The organism is Phocaeicola intestinalis (assembly GCF_014837065.1).
Lineage (GTDB): Bacteria > Bacteroidota > Bacteroidia > Bacteroidales > Bacteroidaceae > Phocaeicola > Phocaeicola intestinalis.
In genome coordinates, this window is the sequence record NZ_JACSPP010000024.1 from 1 (window position 1) to 18,402 (window position 18,402).

The following is an 18,402-nucleotide window of genomic DNA, read 5'->3' on the forward strand; positions in this document are numbered from 1 at the left end:
GAAGGACGGGTGGACTGCATCGTAGAGACACCCGATTACGTCTACATTTTCGAGTTCAAACTGGACGGTTCGGCAGATGAAGCCCTAAAGCAGATAGAGGAAAAAGGCTACGCACGCCCCTACGCTTCCGACAGGCGGCCTGTATATAAAATAGGTGTAAGCTTCTCCTCGCAGACCGGGACCATTGACGACTGGAAGATTCAAGGCTAATCTTCCAGACGGAACTCTGCCATTAACTGTTTTGAATTTATCGTCCAAAGTATACACGAAAACGGATACATCAAGACTAGAAAAACTTTTTATAGAAATTCAAAACTAATTTCCTGATTAAATTTATTCCACAAACATTCCATGTAGGGGCGTATCGCATACGCCCGAATGCGTTCACTTATCCACGCGGATGTCTTCAGGGCGTATGCGATATGTCCCTACAGTCAATTAGGTAAAATGCGGTATTCATTTTAAATTTCGTAAGCATTCGAGTCAATAACTTACCGACTACTGCCTTTCCGGGTAGAATCATAGCAAGGCGCAGGCGGTTGCGGAAGCCTGCGGATATAGGTGGGTCGGCAAAAACATATAGGTCCATCTGCTGTAAGATTATTAATCTTCAGGCTGCAAGATTATTAATCTTACAAGCGGAAGATTATTAATCTTACACCAGACGAAGTTTTCTGCGTGTTGAGAGAAGAAGATATTAACAACCAGTTTTTAAATCATCTGAGTATGATAAAATACAGTTTTGTAATGCGTACCGAACGGGACGGAGACAACATGTTGGAACTGTGGTATCAATAGAATGCACAAATTCATGCTGCACACATTATAATATTCTTTCATCAAGAATGCTTAGTTCTTTACTATTTATGCTTAGTTTTTATGCTTACTATTGCTTGTAAGACTTGTATGCAGTTTTTTCAGGTGAGCTTCTAGAAAGCGATATTGATGAATTTCTTTCTTTTTTGACTAATTTTTCTATTTTATTTTTTAAATTAAACTATTATATTTGCGCCATTCGATTAAGTAAAAAACACTTAATGGGATAAATAAGTATTTATATAATAAATATGTTTAACTTAAATCTGAAAAACAAATGAGAGATTCGTTTATCAACAATCGAAAAGCCTTGTTTGCTTTACTGGTGTGTGCAGGTTTTATTGCTGGTCATCCTTTGACGGCAATGGCTGAACCGGCTGCTGCCGTAAGCCAACAGCAAACGAACGAAGTGAGCGGTAACGTTCGGGACGCAACAGGAGAAGCTGTCATCGGTGCAAGTGTAGTAGAAAAAGGTACAAATAATGGTATCATTACCGATTTGGACGGAAAGTTTACTTTGAAAGTAAAAAGCGGCGCTGTATTGGAAATATCTTTTATAGGATATAAGACACAGACCGTAGAGGCTGTTCCGGGCAAAACACTTCAAATCACGTTGCAGGAAGATTCTGAAACATTGGAAGAAGTGGTGGTAGTAGGTTACGGTTCGATGCGCAAGAAAGACTTGACCGGTTCGGTGGTGCAAATTAATCCGACCAAGCTTGCCGACCAGAACCCGAATACCGTGTAGGATGTATTGCGCGGCACACCGGGTCTGCAAATCGGGTATGATGCTTCGGCAAAGAGTAGCCCAAGTATCCAGTTGCGTGGACAGAACTCATTGGGTACCAATGCCAGCCCGATGATTGTATTGGACGGTATGCCGTTTTATGGCGAACTTTCGGAAATCAATCCGGATGATATCGGTCAGATCGATGTGTTGAAGGATGCTTCTTCGGCTGCTATCTACGGTGCACAGGCAGCGGCAGGTGTCATCATTATCACTACCAAGAAAGGTAAAATAGGCAAACCGGTTATCAATGTCAGTGCCAACCTTGCCGTTAATAAAAAGTCGGCTTACCGTGACTATTTTGATGCGGCCGGTTACTTGAAATACCATCAGGATTATCGTAAGATGGTCAATACGTATGGCCAGGGAGAGGACGGACTTTATGGGTATTACCAAGCAAAAGACGAAAACGGCAACCTGCTTTATCCACAAGGATATTATGATGACCCTCGCCTGATGAGTGATGCAGACCAACAGGCTTGGATGATGAATACGGGTGTGAGTGGTATCGGTCCGACTACGGGAGAGTCGGCACTGAGTCTTTTTGCCCGCCGTTTGGAATTCAATAATTCTCCGTTGGTATTGCAGAATTTCTTGAACGGACAGGTTACAGACTGGAATGACGCTACGTTCCGCACCGGTTTGAATCAGGATTATAATGCCAGCATTTCGGGGGCTACCGAAAGAGTAAATTATTATATGTCGCTTGGTTATATGAAAAATGAAGGTGCCGTAAGAGGTAATGACTATGATGCTTACCGTGCCAACATGAAAGTAAACGCCAAGATTACCGACTGGCTGGAAATCGGTGCCAACGTCAACTTCCAAGACCGTTCGGACGGTGATATGCAGGTATCTTTAGGAAGCAATTATTGGGACAACAACATGCTTCGCAACTCTCCATACGCTTCGATGTATGATGAAGAAACTGGTGGATACGAGCAATATCCGATGTCGGGGTTGCCTACCAATGGCGGATATAACTATTATTTCGACCGCCAGTACTATGATTTGGAAAAAGGGTATACCGTATTGAATACCATCTTCAATGCCAAAGTGACTCTTCCGTTCGGCATTACTTACCAATTCAATATTGCGCCCCGTTACCAGTGGTTCTATAACCGCTACTGGATGTCGGCAGACTTACCAAACGCATCAGCTCCCAGTCGGGGTGTTGACCGAGAATGGAGCAAGAACTTCGACTGGAACCTGAATAACACCTTGACATGGGATAAGACATTCGGTGACCATCATGTGACGTTGACCTTGGTACAGGAAGCCGAAGAGCACCGCTACTGGCAAGACCGTATCGAAGCACGCAATATCACACCGAGTGATGCACTTGGTTTCCATTATACTTCTGGTGCCAACAAGACACAGAGTAACTTCAGTACCAACGATACGCATTACACAGCAGCTTCTTATCTGGGACGTCTGTTCTATAGCTACAAAGACCGTTACATGATTACCGGTTCGTTCCGCCGGGATGGATATGCAGGTTTCGGTGCCAACAATCCTTGTGGTAACTTCGGTTCGGTAGGTGCCAGCTGGATTTTTACGGAAGAAAAATTCATGGAAGATACGAAAGAATGGTGGGACATGGGTAAGCTCCGTCTTTCCTGGGGTACTAACGGTAACCGTGAATTTGGAGATGTATATTCTACATTGGCAAACCTTGCCCTGGCTGGCGGTGAAATGGTGTATTACCAAAACGGTAATTCGAATGTTGTAAATCCGCTTTATATGAGCCGTCTGGCTGCGCCCAATCTGGAATGGGAGAAAACAAAGGCATGGAACGTCGGACTTGACCTTTCGTTCTTTGGAGGCCGGCTGACTGCCAACATGGATTACTATTTTAAGAAAACTACGGATATGATTATGAGCCAACGCCTGCCAAGTTTCTCCGGGTTCGGCAGCATTATGGCAAACTTGGGTGAAGTGCAAAACCAGGGTTTTGAAATCGCCGTCAATTCGACCAACATCGAAAACGACAAGTTTGTTTGGAACACTTCGGTAGGTTTCTCCATCAACAAGAATAAGATTAACCACTTGTATTATGACTATGACGAGAATGGCAACGAACTTAGCGATACATCCAATGGCTGGTATATCGGACAGCCTATCGGCACCATCTGGTATTATGAAACCGACGGTGTATGGCAGAATACGCCCGAAGACATTGCCGCCGCGGCTTTGGTGGGTCAGAAACCTGGTGACCCGAAAGTAATCAACCACTATACGGAAGACGACCAGATAGCGGAAGACGGTACCCGTATCCCGGTGTACAACGATAACGATAAGGTATATTTGGGCACTACCGCTCCTCCTATTTACTGGAATTTCCGCAACGACTTTACCCTGTGGAAAGACCTGACTCTCTCTATCTCATTTTATTCGTACATGGGTCATAAGAGTACGAGCGGCAATTGGCTGAATATCGATAACGGCGGTTCGCAGGTAACCAATGGCTTCAATATGCCGGAAAAGGAATATTGGACTCCGGAAAACCCGACCAATGACTATTGCCGCCTGAATGCAGCAGGTCCGAATACGGGTCTGGCAAGTGGTGTCGATAAACTTTATAACCGTAGTTTTGTACGTTTGGATGACATCACCATCGGTTATACCATTCCGAAGAAATGGACCCGCAAGTTCATGGTAGACCGTATCCGTGTAACGGCAAGCTGCAAGAACGTCTGCACTATCAGCGGATGGGAATATGGCGATCCGGAAACAGGTGGTCTGGCTACACGTACCTTTAACTTTGGTATCAATGTAACACTTTAATCTTTAAATGGAAAACAGTTATGAAAAAAAGAAATTCGATATTTGCAAAGGGATGTATGGTGCTGGCATCTGCCGCCCTGCTGAACACCGGATGCTCTGACGACTTTTTGGCACAAGACCCGTTGTCGTTCTACAATCCGGAAAATACTTATACGACGGAATCCGGTCTGCAAGCCGCTATGGCGATGTGTGACTATGGGCTGAAAGAAATGCTGATGGACGGGAATGGTAATGTTTTGCCGATGGCCTCGCTTTATTTTATGACTGATATTGGTCTGTATGCAAAGACTGATGCAGGTGATATGCAGGATGATTTTGCCAATAAAATCACCCCGACATCGGGTATGAAAGGCGGTGGGGACGAAAACGCCATGCAACGTTTTTGGGACCGTACGTGGAACAGTGTGACTTTTGCCAATACCATCATTTCAAATGTAGATAATGTGGAAGGATTGGATCCGACCCTGCGTGACGAATATTTAGGGCGCGCCTATTTCCATCGTGCGTATGCTTACTATCACGGTGTATTGTTGTTTGGCGATATACCTTTGATTACCAAATTGATTGAGGTGCCTAAACAAAACTATAAGTCGACCAGCAAGGAAGCCATCTTCCAGATGTTGGTACACGACCTGGAGTTTGCCGTAGAGCACGTGCCGCCACAGAGCGAAATCGGTTATATTGGTACCGTCAACCAGGAAGCCTGCATGCAATTGCTTATCAAGTGCTACTTGGTGGTAGGTGAATACCAGAAGGCAGAACAGATGGCTACGGACCTGATTGACAATCATGGCCTGCAACTGATGACCGAATCTTTTGGCACCAATGTACCTTCGGGCAATCCGGATACTTGGCCGGTAGAACGGAATGTAATGTGGGATTTGCATCGTGGCGTGAACATTACAGATGCTTCCAACAAAGAACTGATTATGCCTATCCTGAATTATTATGCAGAAGGTTTTATCTCTTATCCGCTTATGCGTGCCATGTGTGTACATTGGAGTAATGGTATCATCAGAGACCCGCATAACCTTGGCTCGCCAACTTACAATTATGCACGTAATGCAGGTAAATATGATTCACAGTTGGATTGGGTACGTGCTATGGGACGTGGCATCGGATGTTTCCGTACTTCTTACCATTATAACCAGACCATTTGGAACTATGATGGCGAAACGGACTGGCAGGATTTGCGCCATAACCGTCAGGTAGGTAACTGGATTGAAATGACCGACCTGAAATACAATAATCCCGAATCGGACTTCTATGGTCAAAACATGATGCTTTATGCGCCTGAAGATTATATTGACTCGATAAGTGGTGAAGTAATCGTAAGAAAAGGTGACTTGCTTTGTTCAGATACCATCCGCAGTTGGTTCCCTACTCCTTTGTATAAAGTCTATATACTGACCAAAGCGCAGAAGAGAATATGGGTGCCAACCAGTTTAACGGTGCGACAAATGGTAATACCACTTCGAATGGCAATTTATATTTGTTCCGTCTGGCAGAAACTTACCTGCTCCGTGCAGAAGCTAAGTTTTATCAGGGACGTGCAGCTGAAGCGGCTGAAGATGTAAATATTATTCGTCAGCGTGCCCATGCACAGAAGATGTTCACTACCGTTACCATTGGTGACATTGCCGATGAACGTGCCCGTGAACTTTATCTGGAAGAATGGCGTCAGCCCGAGCTGACCCGTATCTCGTGGTGCCTTGCCCGCAGCGGACAACCGGATGAATGGGGTGAGACTTACGACCTCAACACTTGGGACAAACAGAGCGGAACTGACCTGAACGGTGGAAGTTACTGGTACAAACGTTGTACACGCTACAACATCTTTAATCACGGTACGATTGTTTCAGGTAGGGAGTTGAATTACCGGGTAGACAAACGTAACTTGTTCTGGCCTGTCCCGAACTCGGCTATTACTGCCAACATTGGTGCTCCGTTGCGTCAAAACTACGGTTATGACGGTTATGACGATTCGGTTCCGATGTTTACCAACTGGGAAGAGGCGGTTGCCGATGAAGAAACGACAAATTAAACAGTTTCTCAAAATATCAATATCACAACGAGTTTTCAGTAGGTAAAATGTGGGGCAATCACTGGTCTTTTTCAATCGGTTGGTTGTCCCGCATCTTTGTGATAATCATGCGATTCAGGTGTGCTTTTTTATTGATACTCCGCAAACTTGGATAATACACATTTTGTACAGAAATCGGTTTATTATGATAAGACGTATCGTTGCACTTATATTACTGTCTGGGCTAATAGGTTCGTTGTCAGTTTCGGCTCAGCGTGAATTTACATTCAAACGCTTGAATGCTGCCAATGGCATATCGAGCAATTATGTGGTCGATCTGGCGCAAGACAAAGCAGGTAATATCTGGATTGCTTCCGAATCGGGACTAAGCCGGTTCGATGGAAGCCAGTTTACACAATATAATACTTCCAATTCGGATATTACCAGTAATGAGCTGAATGCCATTTACTACAATGCATACGATAATACGCTTTGGGTAGGGACCCAACGCGACGGATTGTGTGTATTTGACTGCCTGCAGCAACGGTTTACGCATTTCTATGATGCCAATAACATGATAACCAATGATGTGACCAATATCGTTCCTGCTACCGATGGAGGATTATGGATTGTACACTATCACTTGGGGGTAGATTATTATGATAATCGGAAACAGGCTTTTACGTCTTTTCGCACCAAAGATGTAAAGGGATTGGAAGGCAATTTCTGGTGCGCAGCCGATAATGGGAAAGGTCAGTTGCTGGTAGGACAACATGCAGATGGGTTGAGTGTGATTGACCTGAAAACACGTACTTGTAAAAACTATCGTCACAATCCGGATGACCCGAACAGCCTTCCTGGAAATACGGTGAAATGTATCTATATTGATAAAGGAAAAAATATTTGGGTAGGCACCACGCAGGGGCTTGCCTTGTTTAACATGGAACAGGAACGTTTCATTTCGTTCCGTCACGATGAGAATAACCCGCATTCGCTTATCTCCAACCAAATCAATAGCATAGGGGAAGACTTGGACGGGAATATCTGGATTTGTACTCATATGGGGGGTGTCAGCATGCTGAATATGCATGCCAATACCTTTACTTCGCCCGAGAATATGACATTTTGCAACATTGGTGTGACCGGTGACTTGCATGGACTTTCTTCACCCAATGCCAGTTGTTTCCTGCAAGACTGCTTCGGGAATATCTGGATTGGAAATTATCGGGGAGGGCTGGATTTCCTGAGTTATAAGCGTCCCGATTTCCAGATGCTGGCGTTTGATACTTCCCGCGACGGAAAGGTGGTTGGCAAACAGGTCTGGGGAATTGCCTTTGATAATCGTGGCAGGCTTTGGGTTGGAGGCGAAAACGAAGTGGCTATATTTCAGAATCGCAGCCTTTGGAAAGTAATCCTGCTGGAAAAAGGAATCATGCCTTATACGCATGTATCTGTTATTTATAAAGACAGGAGCGGAATGCTGTGGTTCGGCATGTACCGTGACGGAGTGTTGAGGTGTGACCCGAATACAGGTATGGTTACGCGTATACCGATAAATGAGCCTTATGCTGAGATATGTACTTTTTACGAAGATGCTGACAAGCTTTGGATAGGCACTCAAAACGGATTGTTCTCGTGCCAGAATGATAAAATCCGGCGGGAGGACCGTATTAACGGGCAGCTTGTTGACCCTATGGTGCATGGTATTTTAAGAGATCGGCAAGGAAAACTTTGGGTAGGTACTTTCGGAAAGGGCTTTTTCATATTTAATGCTGAAAATAAACTGGTAAAGCGGATAGATACCTCCGGCGGACTGACTTCTAATGCCATAAATTATCTTTATCAGGCTTCTGAGGGGGATATATGGGCTGCTACGCGTGGCGGATTGGTACATATTACCGATACAAAGACTTACAGCTTTCAAGTATTCGGTACCTCCCAGGGATTGCCGGACAACAATGTAAGAAGCATCATAGAAGATGATGCAGGACAAATTTGGTTAAGTACGAATAAGGGAATCTCGGTGTGGAAAAACGACAGGGGGCAATTCTGTAACTATACTTACACGCAAGGGGTGCCCCAGGGTGATTTTATGGATGGTGCTGTGGGCAAAGATAAGGATGGAAATCTTTATTTCGGTTCACAGAACGGCATTTGCTATTTCCATCCGTCCTTGATTGAAGACAATGAACAAATCGCTTCTATCAAGATAACGGGCGTACGAAGCTATGGCGACAATGCCCAAAACGAACAAAACGCTACTTTTGAACCCATTGAAGACAATGAAGTGAGAATTCCTTATAACAGCAATACCCTCACTCTGTCGTTTAATGTGATGGACTTTACCCAAAGCCAGCAGGTGGAATATGCTTACCTGATGGAAGGGCTTAACAAAACATGGTTTGAGACACATAGCCAGAACAGCATTACATTCCATAGTCTCTTGCCTGGTGAATATGTGTTTAAAGTTAAGGCGCGTCTTCCCAATCAACCTTTTGGAGATGATTTTGCTGCGGTGAAGATTGTGGTAACTCCTCCGTTCTGGCTGACCTGGTATGCCAAGTTATTATATGTTGTTCTTGTGGGGTGTTTCTGTTATTGGCTGATGCGTTCATACAAGCGGAAACTTACTCTTGAGAGCAGGCTCAGCCTGGAGCATCATCAGCATGAAAATGACAAGAAGCTGAATAACGAACGATTGCGGTTTTATACCAACATAACCCATGAGCTGCGTACACCACTTACACTGATTCTCGGGCCGCTGGAAGACTTGCTTGCCGACAAGACGCTTCCGGCTGGAGTTGTCAATAAAATCAGTATTATTCACGATAATGCCAACCGTCTTTTGAATCTTATCAATCAGATTCTGGAATTCCGGAAAACGGAAACAGAGAACCGGAAGTTGAAAGTGGCACAGGATGATTTGGGCAAACTGGTCCAGGAAATAGGCATCAAGTATAAAGAATTGAATCGTAATCCGAATGTCGGCATCAATATCCGGATTACGGCTGACAATACAGTGATTTATTATGATAGTGAAATTATCACAATTATTATAGATAACTTGATGTCGAACGCTTTGAAATATACTCCTAAGGGAGAAATTACTTTGTCACTCGATGCAAGCGAGGAAAACGGTGTGCGCTATACGGAGATTACGGTGGCTGATACCGGGCATGGCATTTCGAAGGAATCACTGAATCATATATTCGAACGTTATTACCAGGGAGAGGGAAAATACCAGGCTTCCGGCTCGGGTATTGGGCTTTCGCTCGTCAAGTCGCTTGCTGATTTACATCAGGCAACTGTCGATGTACAAAGTGAAGTGGATAAAGGCAGCCGGTTTACCCTCAGGCTGTTGACCGAAAACACGTATCCTAATACCAGTCATCGGAGTATCGTGACCCGAAACAGAAACGAACAGACAGAGTTGGCGGATGCACGGAGTGAGACAAAACCCATTATTCTGCTGGTAGAAGACAACCGGGATATCTGTGAATACATCCGCAGTTCGTTTGGTGAGAAATATGAGGTGTTGGTTGCTAACGATGGAAAAGAGGGATGGGATATTGCTTCGAACCGGATACCCAATATCATTGTGTCTGACATTATGATGCCGGTGATGGATGGCATCGAGCTTTGTAAGGCAGTGAAAGAAGATATGCGTACCAGCCATATACCGGTTATTTTGCTGACGGCAAAAGATACGATTCAGGATAAAGAGGAAGGATATGCAGCCGGTGCCGATTCATTTATCACCAAACCGTTTAGCGCCCGTTTGCTCAACAGCCGTATAGACAATATCCTGGATAACCGTAAGAAACTGGCAAAGGTTATCATTGCTGGATTGAAAACAGAAGATGAACCGGAAAATGATGGAGAACCAGAACAAAAGCTGAGTAATCTGGATAAAGAGTTTCTGCAAAAAGTTACGGCTATCGTGGAAGAACACTTGAATATGGAAAAAATGGATTTGGCTTTCATTGCGGATAAGATGTGTATGAGCCATTCTACTCTTTATCGGAAAATCAAAGGTCTGACCGAAATGTCTGCCAATGAATTTGTCCGCAAAATCAAGATACGGAAAAGCCTGGAACTTATCAGTGATGGAGGATATTCCATCGCTGAAATAGCAGATTTGACCGGATTTAGTAGTGTGGCTTATTTCCGTCAATGCTTCAAGGACGAATATGGAGTGACTCCTACCGAATACTTAAAGCAGGACAAGAGATAAAACCGTTTCAGAAAGCCGGAATTTAGCCATCAATGAGTTAAAAGGGAGTTAGAAATATTGGCTCTAACTCCCTATAACATCCTTTTAACTCCCTATAACTTCCTTATAACTCCCTATAACTCCTGATTCACATGATTCAGGTTTTGCAGGTTAATGGCGGTTGAGCAATTATAAATAATCGGGAATCTGGCTCAATTTCATACTGTTGGAACCTTTTATTAAAATGGTGTATCCTTCGGGCTTTTCCTGCTTCAAGGTTTCGATAAGTTGGTATACATCTTGATAATGTTCGTATCCGGAAGGTATAGCCGCAAATTCAGGACCCACCAGTACGATTCGCTCGAAAGGACATGTCTTTAAATAGGTTATTACTTTTTGATGTTCCTCAATACTGGATTTGCCCAACTCTTTCATATCGCCCAAAATAACCATCCTGTGGGGAACCTGCATTTGCCGGAAATTTTCCAGTGCAGCGTGCATGCTGGTAGGGTTGGCATTATAGGCATCAATGATGAGGCGGTTTGAAGCGGTTTCTTTCAGTTCTGAACGGTTGTTTTGGGGAAGATAAGAGGCAATAGCCTTGCAAATATCTGTATCGGGAACTCCGAAATAACGTCCTATTGCTACTGCTGCCAATGCATTGTCCAGGTTATAGCTACCTATTAAATGGGTTTGTACTTCGTGTGAAATACTTTCCGATGTCCAGCAGAAGGAAAGATACGGAGAACACCCTGTTGTCTTTCCGCTTACAAACAGACCTGGGGTCTGTCCGTAACGTATGCAATGCAGTTGGCTGGCAATGTTGTTCAGATAAGGGTTCTCGTTTTGGATGAAGATGGTCGACCCGCTTTTCCCGCGTAAATAATCGTATAATTCTCCTTTTGTACGGATAACCCCTTCGAATGAGCCAAACCCCAATAAATGTGCCTTGCCTACATTGGTAATCAGTCCGTAGTCGGGTTCGGCTATATGTACCAAGGTCTTGATTTCTCCCGGATGATTGGCTCCCATCTCTACTACTGCCATTTCATGTTGGGGAGTAAGGCGCAATAAAGTCAGCGGAACTCCGATATGATTGTTCAGGTTTCCTTGAGTGAACAGGGTGTTGTATTTGCAACTCAGTACAGCAGATACCAATTCCTTGGTTGTGGTCTTTCCGTTTGTTCCGGTGATACCGAGTATCGGCGTTTTGAGTTGACGGCGGTGGTAGGTAGCCAAGCGTTGCAAGGTTGTCAGGCAATTGTCTACCAGGATACAATGTTCGCCTGCATATTCCGGTTCGTCTACTACGGCATAGCGGCACCCTTGTGCCAATGCCTGCGCTGCAAAGGCATTGCCGTTGAATGTTTCTCCTTTCAGGGCTACGAACATACTTCCTTGTGGGCAATGACGGCTGTCTGTCGTAATTCCTTTGCATGTCAGAAAAAGGCTATACAATTCTTCCAGTTTCATTTTTCTTTGTAATTAGATAATTTGATATCCGCATTTAGTCCAATTTGCTGTAGGAGCGTATTGCGGATATTCATTTAGATAATGTGGGCACAAATATATACATAATGAATGGGAAATAGGCAAGAACATTAAGAAACTGTTTCGGATTTCTATAAAAAATGTTCTTGGCGTGGTGTCTGATGGAACGCAGCTTCTAACTCTTGAATCGAATAAAAATAAATGAAGATTCATAAACAGCCAATGTAGGGACGTATCGCATACGCCCGAATGCACCAACTTATCCATGTAGAGTTTTTTCAGAGCGTATGCGATATGCCCCCTGCAATCAATTTGAAAATATTCCTTTTACTCTTGTTTGTATCAATTCATTTATATATATTTGTGATATTAAAATAATATCAACTTTAATGTTATGTTTATGGAAACAAAAGAAATGATTTTCAAAGGATTCAGGCTGAATGGATTTGCAATGTTATTCGTGCATCTGATTATCGTAAGTGCTGCTATTGTAGGCTGTTTTGTACAGGTATCCGAAGCGGGATATGCTATCGGCGTATTGCTTTTCCTTGTATGGTGTGTGCTGTTTGCCGGTTATATGCAATTGGAGCCTAATGAAGCGCGTGCTATGGTGTTTTTCGGTAAATATAAAGGTACGTTTAAAGAAACCGGATTTTTCTGGGTCAATCCGTTTCTTGCCAAGAAAAAACTCTCGCTCCGTGCACGTAATCTCGATGTGGAACCCATTAAGGTCAATGATAAGATAGGGAATCCCATTCTTATCGGACTGGTGCTGGTATGGAAGCTGAAGGATACGTACAAGGCTATGTTTGAAATTGATTCGCAAACGATGGCGGCAAGTGGAAAAGAAGCTGCAGCCAATGCCGGCAATGCCATAGCCGGACGGATGAATGCTTTTGAGAATTTTGTGAAAATACAGAGTGATGCTGCATTGCGTCAGGTGGCGGGACAATATGCTTATGATGACAATGAAGGCGAGACAGGTGAACTGACTCTTCGTTCGGGAGGAGATGAAATCAACGAACAATTGGAACAGAAACTGAACGAACGGCTTGCAATGGCGGGTATGGAGGTTGTGGAAGCACGTATCAATTACCTTGCATATGCACCCGAAATTGCTGCCGTAATGCTTCGTCGCCAACAGGCTTCGGCAATTATCAGCGCACGCGAGAAGATAGTAGAAGGTGCTGTATCAATGGTTCATATGGCACTCGACAAGTTGGAAAAAGACCAGATAGTAGAACTGGACGATGACAAGAAGGCCGCTATGGTGAGTAATTTGCTGGTAGTGCTTTGTGCCGATGAGTCTGCCCAACCTGTTCTGAATACGGGTACGTTGAATCATTAATCCTATGGCAAAGAAAGAGAGTGCAACCAAAAGTTTCGTCTTGAGATTGGATGCGGATACAATGGAGGCTGTCGAGAAATGGGCAGCCGATGAGTTTCGTAGTACCAACGGGCAACTTCAGTGGATTATTACCGAAGCGTTGCGGAAAAGCGGCAGGTTGAAAAAAAGAAAACGTAGTGTGCAGCAGGAAGAAAATACAGCATCCGGAACCGCTGAGATATAGAAACTGTTTCAGTCTTCCTAAACATTAGAGATGATGTGCAATCGTCTCTACTATGATAAAGGGGACATGCCATGTCCGTAGGCATGCCCCTTTCAGACTTGTGCATATAGTTGCCTTTGCCGTTCATTCTAAGTGCAAATACACCTTCAGCGTATTGACGTACTCCTCAAACGCAGCCCTTCCTTCGGGGGTGATGCGGCATGTGGTGCGTGGGCGTTTCCCTTCAAAGCCTTTTTCGATGGTGATATAGCCTGCTCCCGCCAGCTTGTCGAGCTGTACGCTCAAATTGCCGGCGGTGGATTCGGTCTTCTCTTTCAGGTATACAAAGTCTGCCTCCTCTTTCACCATCAGGATAGACATCACGCCAAGTCTTAGCTGGGAATGCAGCAACGGATTCAGTTCTTTCGGCATAGCTTCTTGGCTTTACGGTTAATGATATGTCCGGGGATAATCATCATCAAGATAAAACAAAGGATGTACAAAGGTATCGCCCAAGTGATATAAATCGGTATGTCGCAGATGGCGCAGCTTGCCACGACTCCTCCCGCGGCTATACTGAACAACCCTCCGAATGTCAGACTTTGTTCACGGATGATAATCCCTTGCGCTATGCTTCCGAATCCGATAATGATGAAAGCGTATGCAAACATCAGTACCCAGCAGTTGTATCCGCAAAACATAAAAGCCATGCAAATAGCTGCAAACAAGCAGGCAATAATGCCTACGCTCTTCCAGATTCCGGCGGAAACCTTATCAACGTAGCTGGACGAATGTGGCTTTACGTTGGCTTCTTTCCTTTTCTGTTTTTGCGTAACCCCATATCCGATGAGGGGAATCAGGAACCAAAGCCAGTTGACTTGTGGGGTTTGAACCCATAAAAGCAGGGCATAGACAAGGATAGCCGTGCATACCGACACATATCCCCATAGTAACAACATATTCCCGTCGCCTACTTCCAATTTGTTTTTCGTCTCCTGAATCATGCGTGTGATGATTTCCAGGCTTTCTTTTTCGTTTAATGTCTTTTCTTCCATAGTCTTAATAAAATGGTTTATGTTATAAACTTTATGTGGAAAAATAAAAGCAAGAAAACGAGGACTTGCTTTTGCTTGCAAATATAAAACGGTTTCATCAATCTGCCAAACGGTTCCGCTGGGAAAATTTGCCTTTTTCCACTTCCGTCTTTTTCGCTTGTTTCCCTTTTCCGAAGTTCCATGCGATTCCTATTTTCCATGTCCTCCCTTGCGAAGCTGTGTGGATATGTATGTCTCTCTCGTAGTCTTCCGTATGGCATGCATAGCCGGAAGAACGGTCGAACAGATTGTCTATGCCCAGCGTGAGTATCCATTTCCCTTGATTGAATTTTTTCTGCAAGCGGATGTCTGCCGTGTGATAGGGATTGATTTCGCTATTCCCCGAATGTAAGCGTGAAGTTCCGCTGTATTTCATTTCAAGTGAAAGATCCCAAGGCAGGAAGCATTCGGCTTGGGCGCGGATGAAATAAAGCCAATGGCTTTGCCGTTCCTCTTCGGGATTCATATAGATGTCTTGCCTGGATCCGATAAAGTTGGCGGTAAGGTTTAGCCAGCCTGTGGGTTGCCAAGGAGCGGAAATTGCAACGAACCAATGATTTTCCCGATGGTGGTTTTCGTAAGTGACGTATGCGATGTCCGGATTTGCTTCGTCTTGCTTGGTAAACTCGCGAATCAGGTTTTTATGCAGATTGCCTCCTATGGTTAAGGTGTAGCGGTATTTGTAGATTAGCGTCAGGCTGAAGCGGTTGATGTAAGTAGGCTTCAGCCAAGGGTTTCCTATCTGGTAGCTATAGTCGGAGGTTTGTGTCCGGTTCGGGTTTAGTGCCGCGAATGCCGGGCGTTCGATGTACTTGCCATATTGTCCTGCCAGCATCCAGTGTTGGAGAGGGTCGAACGCATAGCTGACATCCATGTGCGGAAACCAGTCGAAATACCGTTGGTTTACGTTGTTTTCCCGGTTAGAGGTATGGGTATATTCCAACCGGAGTCCGGCTTTTACCGTCCATTTCCTTCGGGTAAATGTGTATTGTGCATACCAGGCGGCTATCTGTTCCCGGTAATCCCGTGTATAACCGAAATCGGGCAGGGGCGTCCACGTGGCTCCGCTACGGAATCCTTCGTATGCCGAAGTGTTATCGGTATAGGTTTGTGTGTATTTGGCACCTGTTTGGAAAGATTTGCTATTCCATGACACATCTGCGTTGATAATCCGGTAATCGGCTTTTGTTTGCGACCGGTATAAAGTATCCTTTTTGTAATCCCCGGCTTGGCGCAGGATGTTGTAGCGGTTTTTTCCTTTTGCATGTTTGCCGGTATAGTCTGCCAATATTTTTAATGTCGAACAGGAATGTGACAGGCGGTGCTGGTAGCTGAAATTAACGGATGTCATGTCGTAATCAGATTTTTGGTGATAATTCCCATGGCTATAGACCGTTTCATGTCTGTTGCTTATTGCGTCACGGCTATGCGACGGGTTATCGGATGAATGGCGGAAGCATTCCACTTCCAGTCCGAACGTATTCAGCGTGTCGGGCGAGAAGATGATGCCTGAGCGGAACGTCTCATAATCTGATGTTTGCTTTCGTGCTCCTGTGCTTTGAAACTGTTTGCCTGTTTGGCGATAGATGCGGTCTTCGTTCCAATCGCTTGCATCTTCCGGTTTCCAGGTTATGGAAGCGGAAGCGTACCAGTCCCATTTGTCCCAATGTGCATGCCAACTTCCGTTAGGCTGATATTGCTGGGCGGAATGTCCTGTTGTGGACATCAGCGAGAAATGCCCTTGCCAACCTTTCTGCTTGGGTTTTCTTAACAGGATATAGACAGCACCGCCTTGAGCGTTTGCATCTTTTTCAGCTCCGGAGAAGGGAAGTATCTCGATGCGCTGGATGTCTGCCGATTGCAAGGACTGCAGGCGGAAATGCAGAAGTTCTCCTTCCAGCCTCACTTCCTGTCCGTTGATATAGACTTTGGCTCCAGACGCTCCGTTGATGGAAATCCCTTTGTCGGAAAGCCATACACCGGGTGCTTCTTTCAACAATTCAATTCCGTTTTTTCCCGAGGATGGTGTCACTTGCATGATAAACCGGTCGGCATTCCGCTTGATTTTACTGCTTCTCACCGTTATCTCTGGCAGGTCGTAGGTTTTCAATGTAGCATGGATGCTGTCCGTCAATGCCTGTGGGGCGATAGGCATCGCATGTAGAAGTGCAATGCCTCCTGTATATAATAGGTAGAGAAAGACCAGGCGTTTCATCGTTCTAAAGGATTATCGAAATAAAACAATTTCAACTTACATGCATCTTCTTTTTTCTTCGGATGATGCTTTTCCCGTGCAAAACCTTCTACAGGTTTTCCCTGTTCGTCTGTATCTATTTGCCAATTCTCGTTTTCATCGTGAAAGACAGAAATGGTAAAGTGCTCCCAAGTCACTTCTTCTATTGTGATGGTCACCTCTCCCTTTTGTGCTTTTGCCATTCCGTAAACAGGTTTGTTTTGTCCGTCCGCTTGAAGCATGACCAAGATATTCCCGTTATCATTGCGGATATTGCCGATGGAGATAGAAAATCCTTTGGCTGAAGCAGATACAGACAAGCTTAACAGCGCGATTATAAAGCAGATTGTTTTCATAATCATTTATTGTTTTAAGTTAATAAATAAGTTTATAGTATAAACTGAATACGTTAAATAAAAGCAAGAGTGCGCGCTTTCCCTTGATTTTGTTTTGCAAATATAGAATAGTTTATTTTATAAACCAATAAAAGGAAATAATTTAACTTCTTTTTTTATTAGAGTCTTGCTTACATTATTTTATATGAACATCGGTATTTAGAAGAAACTATTTTGAATTTCTACAAATAGTTTTTGGGTTTGATGTGTTCGTTTCATGTGTTCACATGACTGCCTTGTTTGTAAGATTATTAATCTTCATGCCGAAAGATTATTAATCTTCACGCTGTAAGATTATTAATCTTACAAACGGTGCAGCTATATTTACGGCTTGGGTCAAGTCAACTTTTTCTTTTCCGGTTGTTATCCACGAAATGTTTTGTCTGCATAAGGTGTCAAGATAGGTTTGCGCCACTTGTTCACTTGCGATGACGAGCATTGGTTTTCCGTCAATATTGTTGCCAGGCCATTTCAGCTTGCCTTTCGAGTCGAGTACGATGGAATATCCTTTTGCTTCCGTTGCCTTGTAAAACGAAGATTGGTTTGCCTGTTTCGGATTGTCGGTGTGAAAAGGTTCGGGTAAGGCAATGTGCATGGCCGCCGTTATACGTCCTGATAAATCGGAGTCGCAAGCCAGTTGCTCCAGTGCTTTGTAATATTCGTTTCCGCCAATGCGTTCCGTCATATCGCAGTCAATGCGTCCGTCTATGGATGCCATCATGTGGCAAATGATGTAAGGTTTCATGATGTTGATTCATTTTTTATGATTATAAAGACAAAGATAGGGCAGAACTTATTTAGTCTGATTGCTGAAAGGCTCAATTTATATTGTTGAAAAGTTCAAAATGAAAGATATGCTTTTTATAATATGATTGTCCGCATTTCACTAATAAGAAGTTATTTCAGGGAGTTAAAGGGAGTTAGAAGCCAATGCATTTACTAATGGAAATCCTAACAGAACTATTGTCCTTTAACTCCTGTGGGCGAAGCGAGCATAACTTCTTCTAACTCCT

Annotated in this window: 10 protein-coding genes and 2 pseudogenes; 6 read left to right on the forward strand and 6 right to left on the reverse strand. The window is 44.1% G+C overall.

All coding sequences use genetic code 11. From position 1 onward, the window contains the following. From H9625_RS08975 to H9625_RS08990, 4 genes and pseudogenes are all read left to right on the forward strand, one after another. A partial coding sequence (locus H9625_RS08975) for a PD-(D/E)XK nuclease domain-containing protein (RefSeq protein WP_191764006.1) occupies positions 1-210 on the forward strand: 210 nt, incomplete at its 5' end. 883 nt (positions 211-1,093) lie between these two features. After that, positions 1,094-4,390: pseudogene (locus H9625_RS08980) on the forward strand (SusC/RagA family TonB-linked outer membrane protein). A 20-nt stretch (positions 4,391-4,410) separates the two neighbouring features. Beyond that, a pseudogene (locus H9625_RS08985) lies at positions 4,411-6,434 on the forward strand (RagB/SusD family nutrient uptake outer membrane protein). Between the two features lie 184 nt (positions 6,435-6,618). Then, complete coding sequence (locus H9625_RS08990) at positions 6,619-10,647, forward strand: hybrid sensor histidine kinase/response regulator transcription factor (protein ID WP_191764008.1); 4,029 nt, start codon at positions 6,619-6,621, stop codon at positions 10,645-10,647. Between the two features lie 168 nt (positions 10,648-10,815). On the opposite strand, the gene H9625_RS08995 is transcribed toward H9625_RS08990, so the two are convergent. Continuing rightward, positions 10,816-12,099, reverse strand: a complete 1,284-nt coding sequence (locus tag H9625_RS08995; RefSeq protein ID WP_191764010.1) for a UDP-N-acetylmuramoyl-tripeptide--D-alanyl-D-alanine ligase — start codon at positions 12,097-12,099, stop codon at positions 10,816-10,818. 418 nt (positions 12,100-12,517) lie between these two features. On the opposite strand from H9625_RS08995, the gene H9625_RS09000 reads away from it, so the two are divergent. Beyond that, the gene (locus tag H9625_RS09000) at positions 12,518-13,465 is read left to right on the forward strand and encodes an SPFH domain-containing protein (protein ID WP_087208547.1); all 948 of its coding nucleotides are present in this window, start codon (positions 12,518-12,520) and stop codon (positions 13,463-13,465) included. 4 nt (positions 13,466-13,469) lie between these two features. Then, a complete protein-coding gene (locus tag H9625_RS09005) occupies positions 13,470-13,688 on the forward strand; it encodes an Arc family DNA-binding protein (protein ID WP_022039108.1) in 219 nt (72 codons plus the stop codon). A gap of 123 nt (positions 13,689-13,811) precedes the next feature. Here the strand turns inward: H9625_RS09005 and H9625_RS09010 are convergent, their stop codons facing one another. The 5 genes from H9625_RS09010 to H9625_RS09030 form a co-directional block, all read right to left on the reverse strand. Then, positions 13,812-14,099, reverse strand: coding sequence for a winged helix-turn-helix domain-containing protein (locus H9625_RS09010; protein ID WP_087249533.1), 288 nt, complete (start codon positions 14,097-14,099; stop codon positions 13,812-13,814). Beyond that, on the reverse strand, positions 14,084-14,722 hold the full coding sequence (locus H9625_RS09015) for a hypothetical protein (protein ID WP_022039110.1): 639 nt from the start codon (positions 14,720-14,722) through the stop codon (positions 14,084-14,086). The genes H9625_RS09010 and H9625_RS09015 overlap by 16 nt, the downstream gene beginning before the upstream one ends. A gap of 97 nt (positions 14,723-14,819) precedes the next feature. Further along, a complete protein-coding gene (locus H9625_RS09020; RefSeq protein ID WP_191764012.1) occupies positions 14,820-16,976 on the reverse strand; it encodes an outer membrane beta-barrel family protein in 2,157 nt (718 codons plus the stop codon). Then, positions 16,973-17,350, reverse strand: coding sequence for a DUF2141 domain-containing protein (locus H9625_RS09025; RefSeq protein WP_225226387.1), 378 nt, complete (start codon positions 17,348-17,350; stop codon positions 16,973-16,975). Before H9625_RS09025 ends, H9625_RS09020 begins: the two co-directional genes overlap by 4 nt. A 313-nt stretch (positions 17,351-17,663) precedes the next feature. Next, positions 17,664-18,134, reverse strand: a complete 471-nt coding sequence (locus tag H9625_RS09030; protein ID WP_191764013.1) for a dihydrofolate reductase family protein — start codon at positions 18,132-18,134, stop codon at positions 17,664-17,666. Between the last annotated feature and the right edge of the window lie 268 nt (positions 18,135-18,402).

Bases quoted from the DNA above. Each gene is read 5' to 3' on its own strand.
- H9625_RS08995 (WP_191764010.1), bottom strand. From the start codon at position 12,099: ATGAAACTGGAAGAATTGTATAGCCTTTTTCTGACATGCAAAGGAATT.
- H9625_RS09025 (WP_225226387.1), bottom strand. From the start codon at position 17,350: ATGAAAACAATCTGCTTTATAATCGCGCTGTTAAGCTTGTCTGTATCT.
- H9625_RS09030 (WP_191764013.1), bottom strand. From the start codon at position 18,134: ATGAAACCTTACATCATTTGCCACATGATGGCATCCATAGACGGACGC.
- H9625_RS09015 (WP_022039110.1), bottom strand. From the start codon at position 14,722: ATGGAAGAAAAGACATTAAACGAAAAAGAAAGCCTGGAAATCATCACA.
- H9625_RS09010 (WP_087249533.1), bottom strand. From the start codon at position 14,099: ATGCCGAAAGAACTGAATCCGTTGCTGCATTCCCAGCTAAGACTTGGC.
- H9625_RS09020 (WP_191764012.1), bottom strand. From the start codon at position 16,976: ATGAAACGCCTGGTCTTTCTCTACCTATTATATACAGGAGGCATTGCA.
- H9625_RS09005 (WP_022039108.1), top strand. From the start codon at position 13,470: ATGGCAAAGAAAGAGAGTGCAACCAAAAGTTTCGTCTTGAGATTGGAT.
- H9625_RS09000 (WP_087208547.1), top strand. From the start codon at position 12,518: ATGGAAACAAAAGAAATGATTTTCAAAGGATTCAGGCTGAATGGATTT.
- H9625_RS08990 (WP_191764008.1), top strand. From the start codon at position 6,619: ATGATAAGACGTATCGTTGCACTTATATTACTGTCTGGGCTAATAGGT.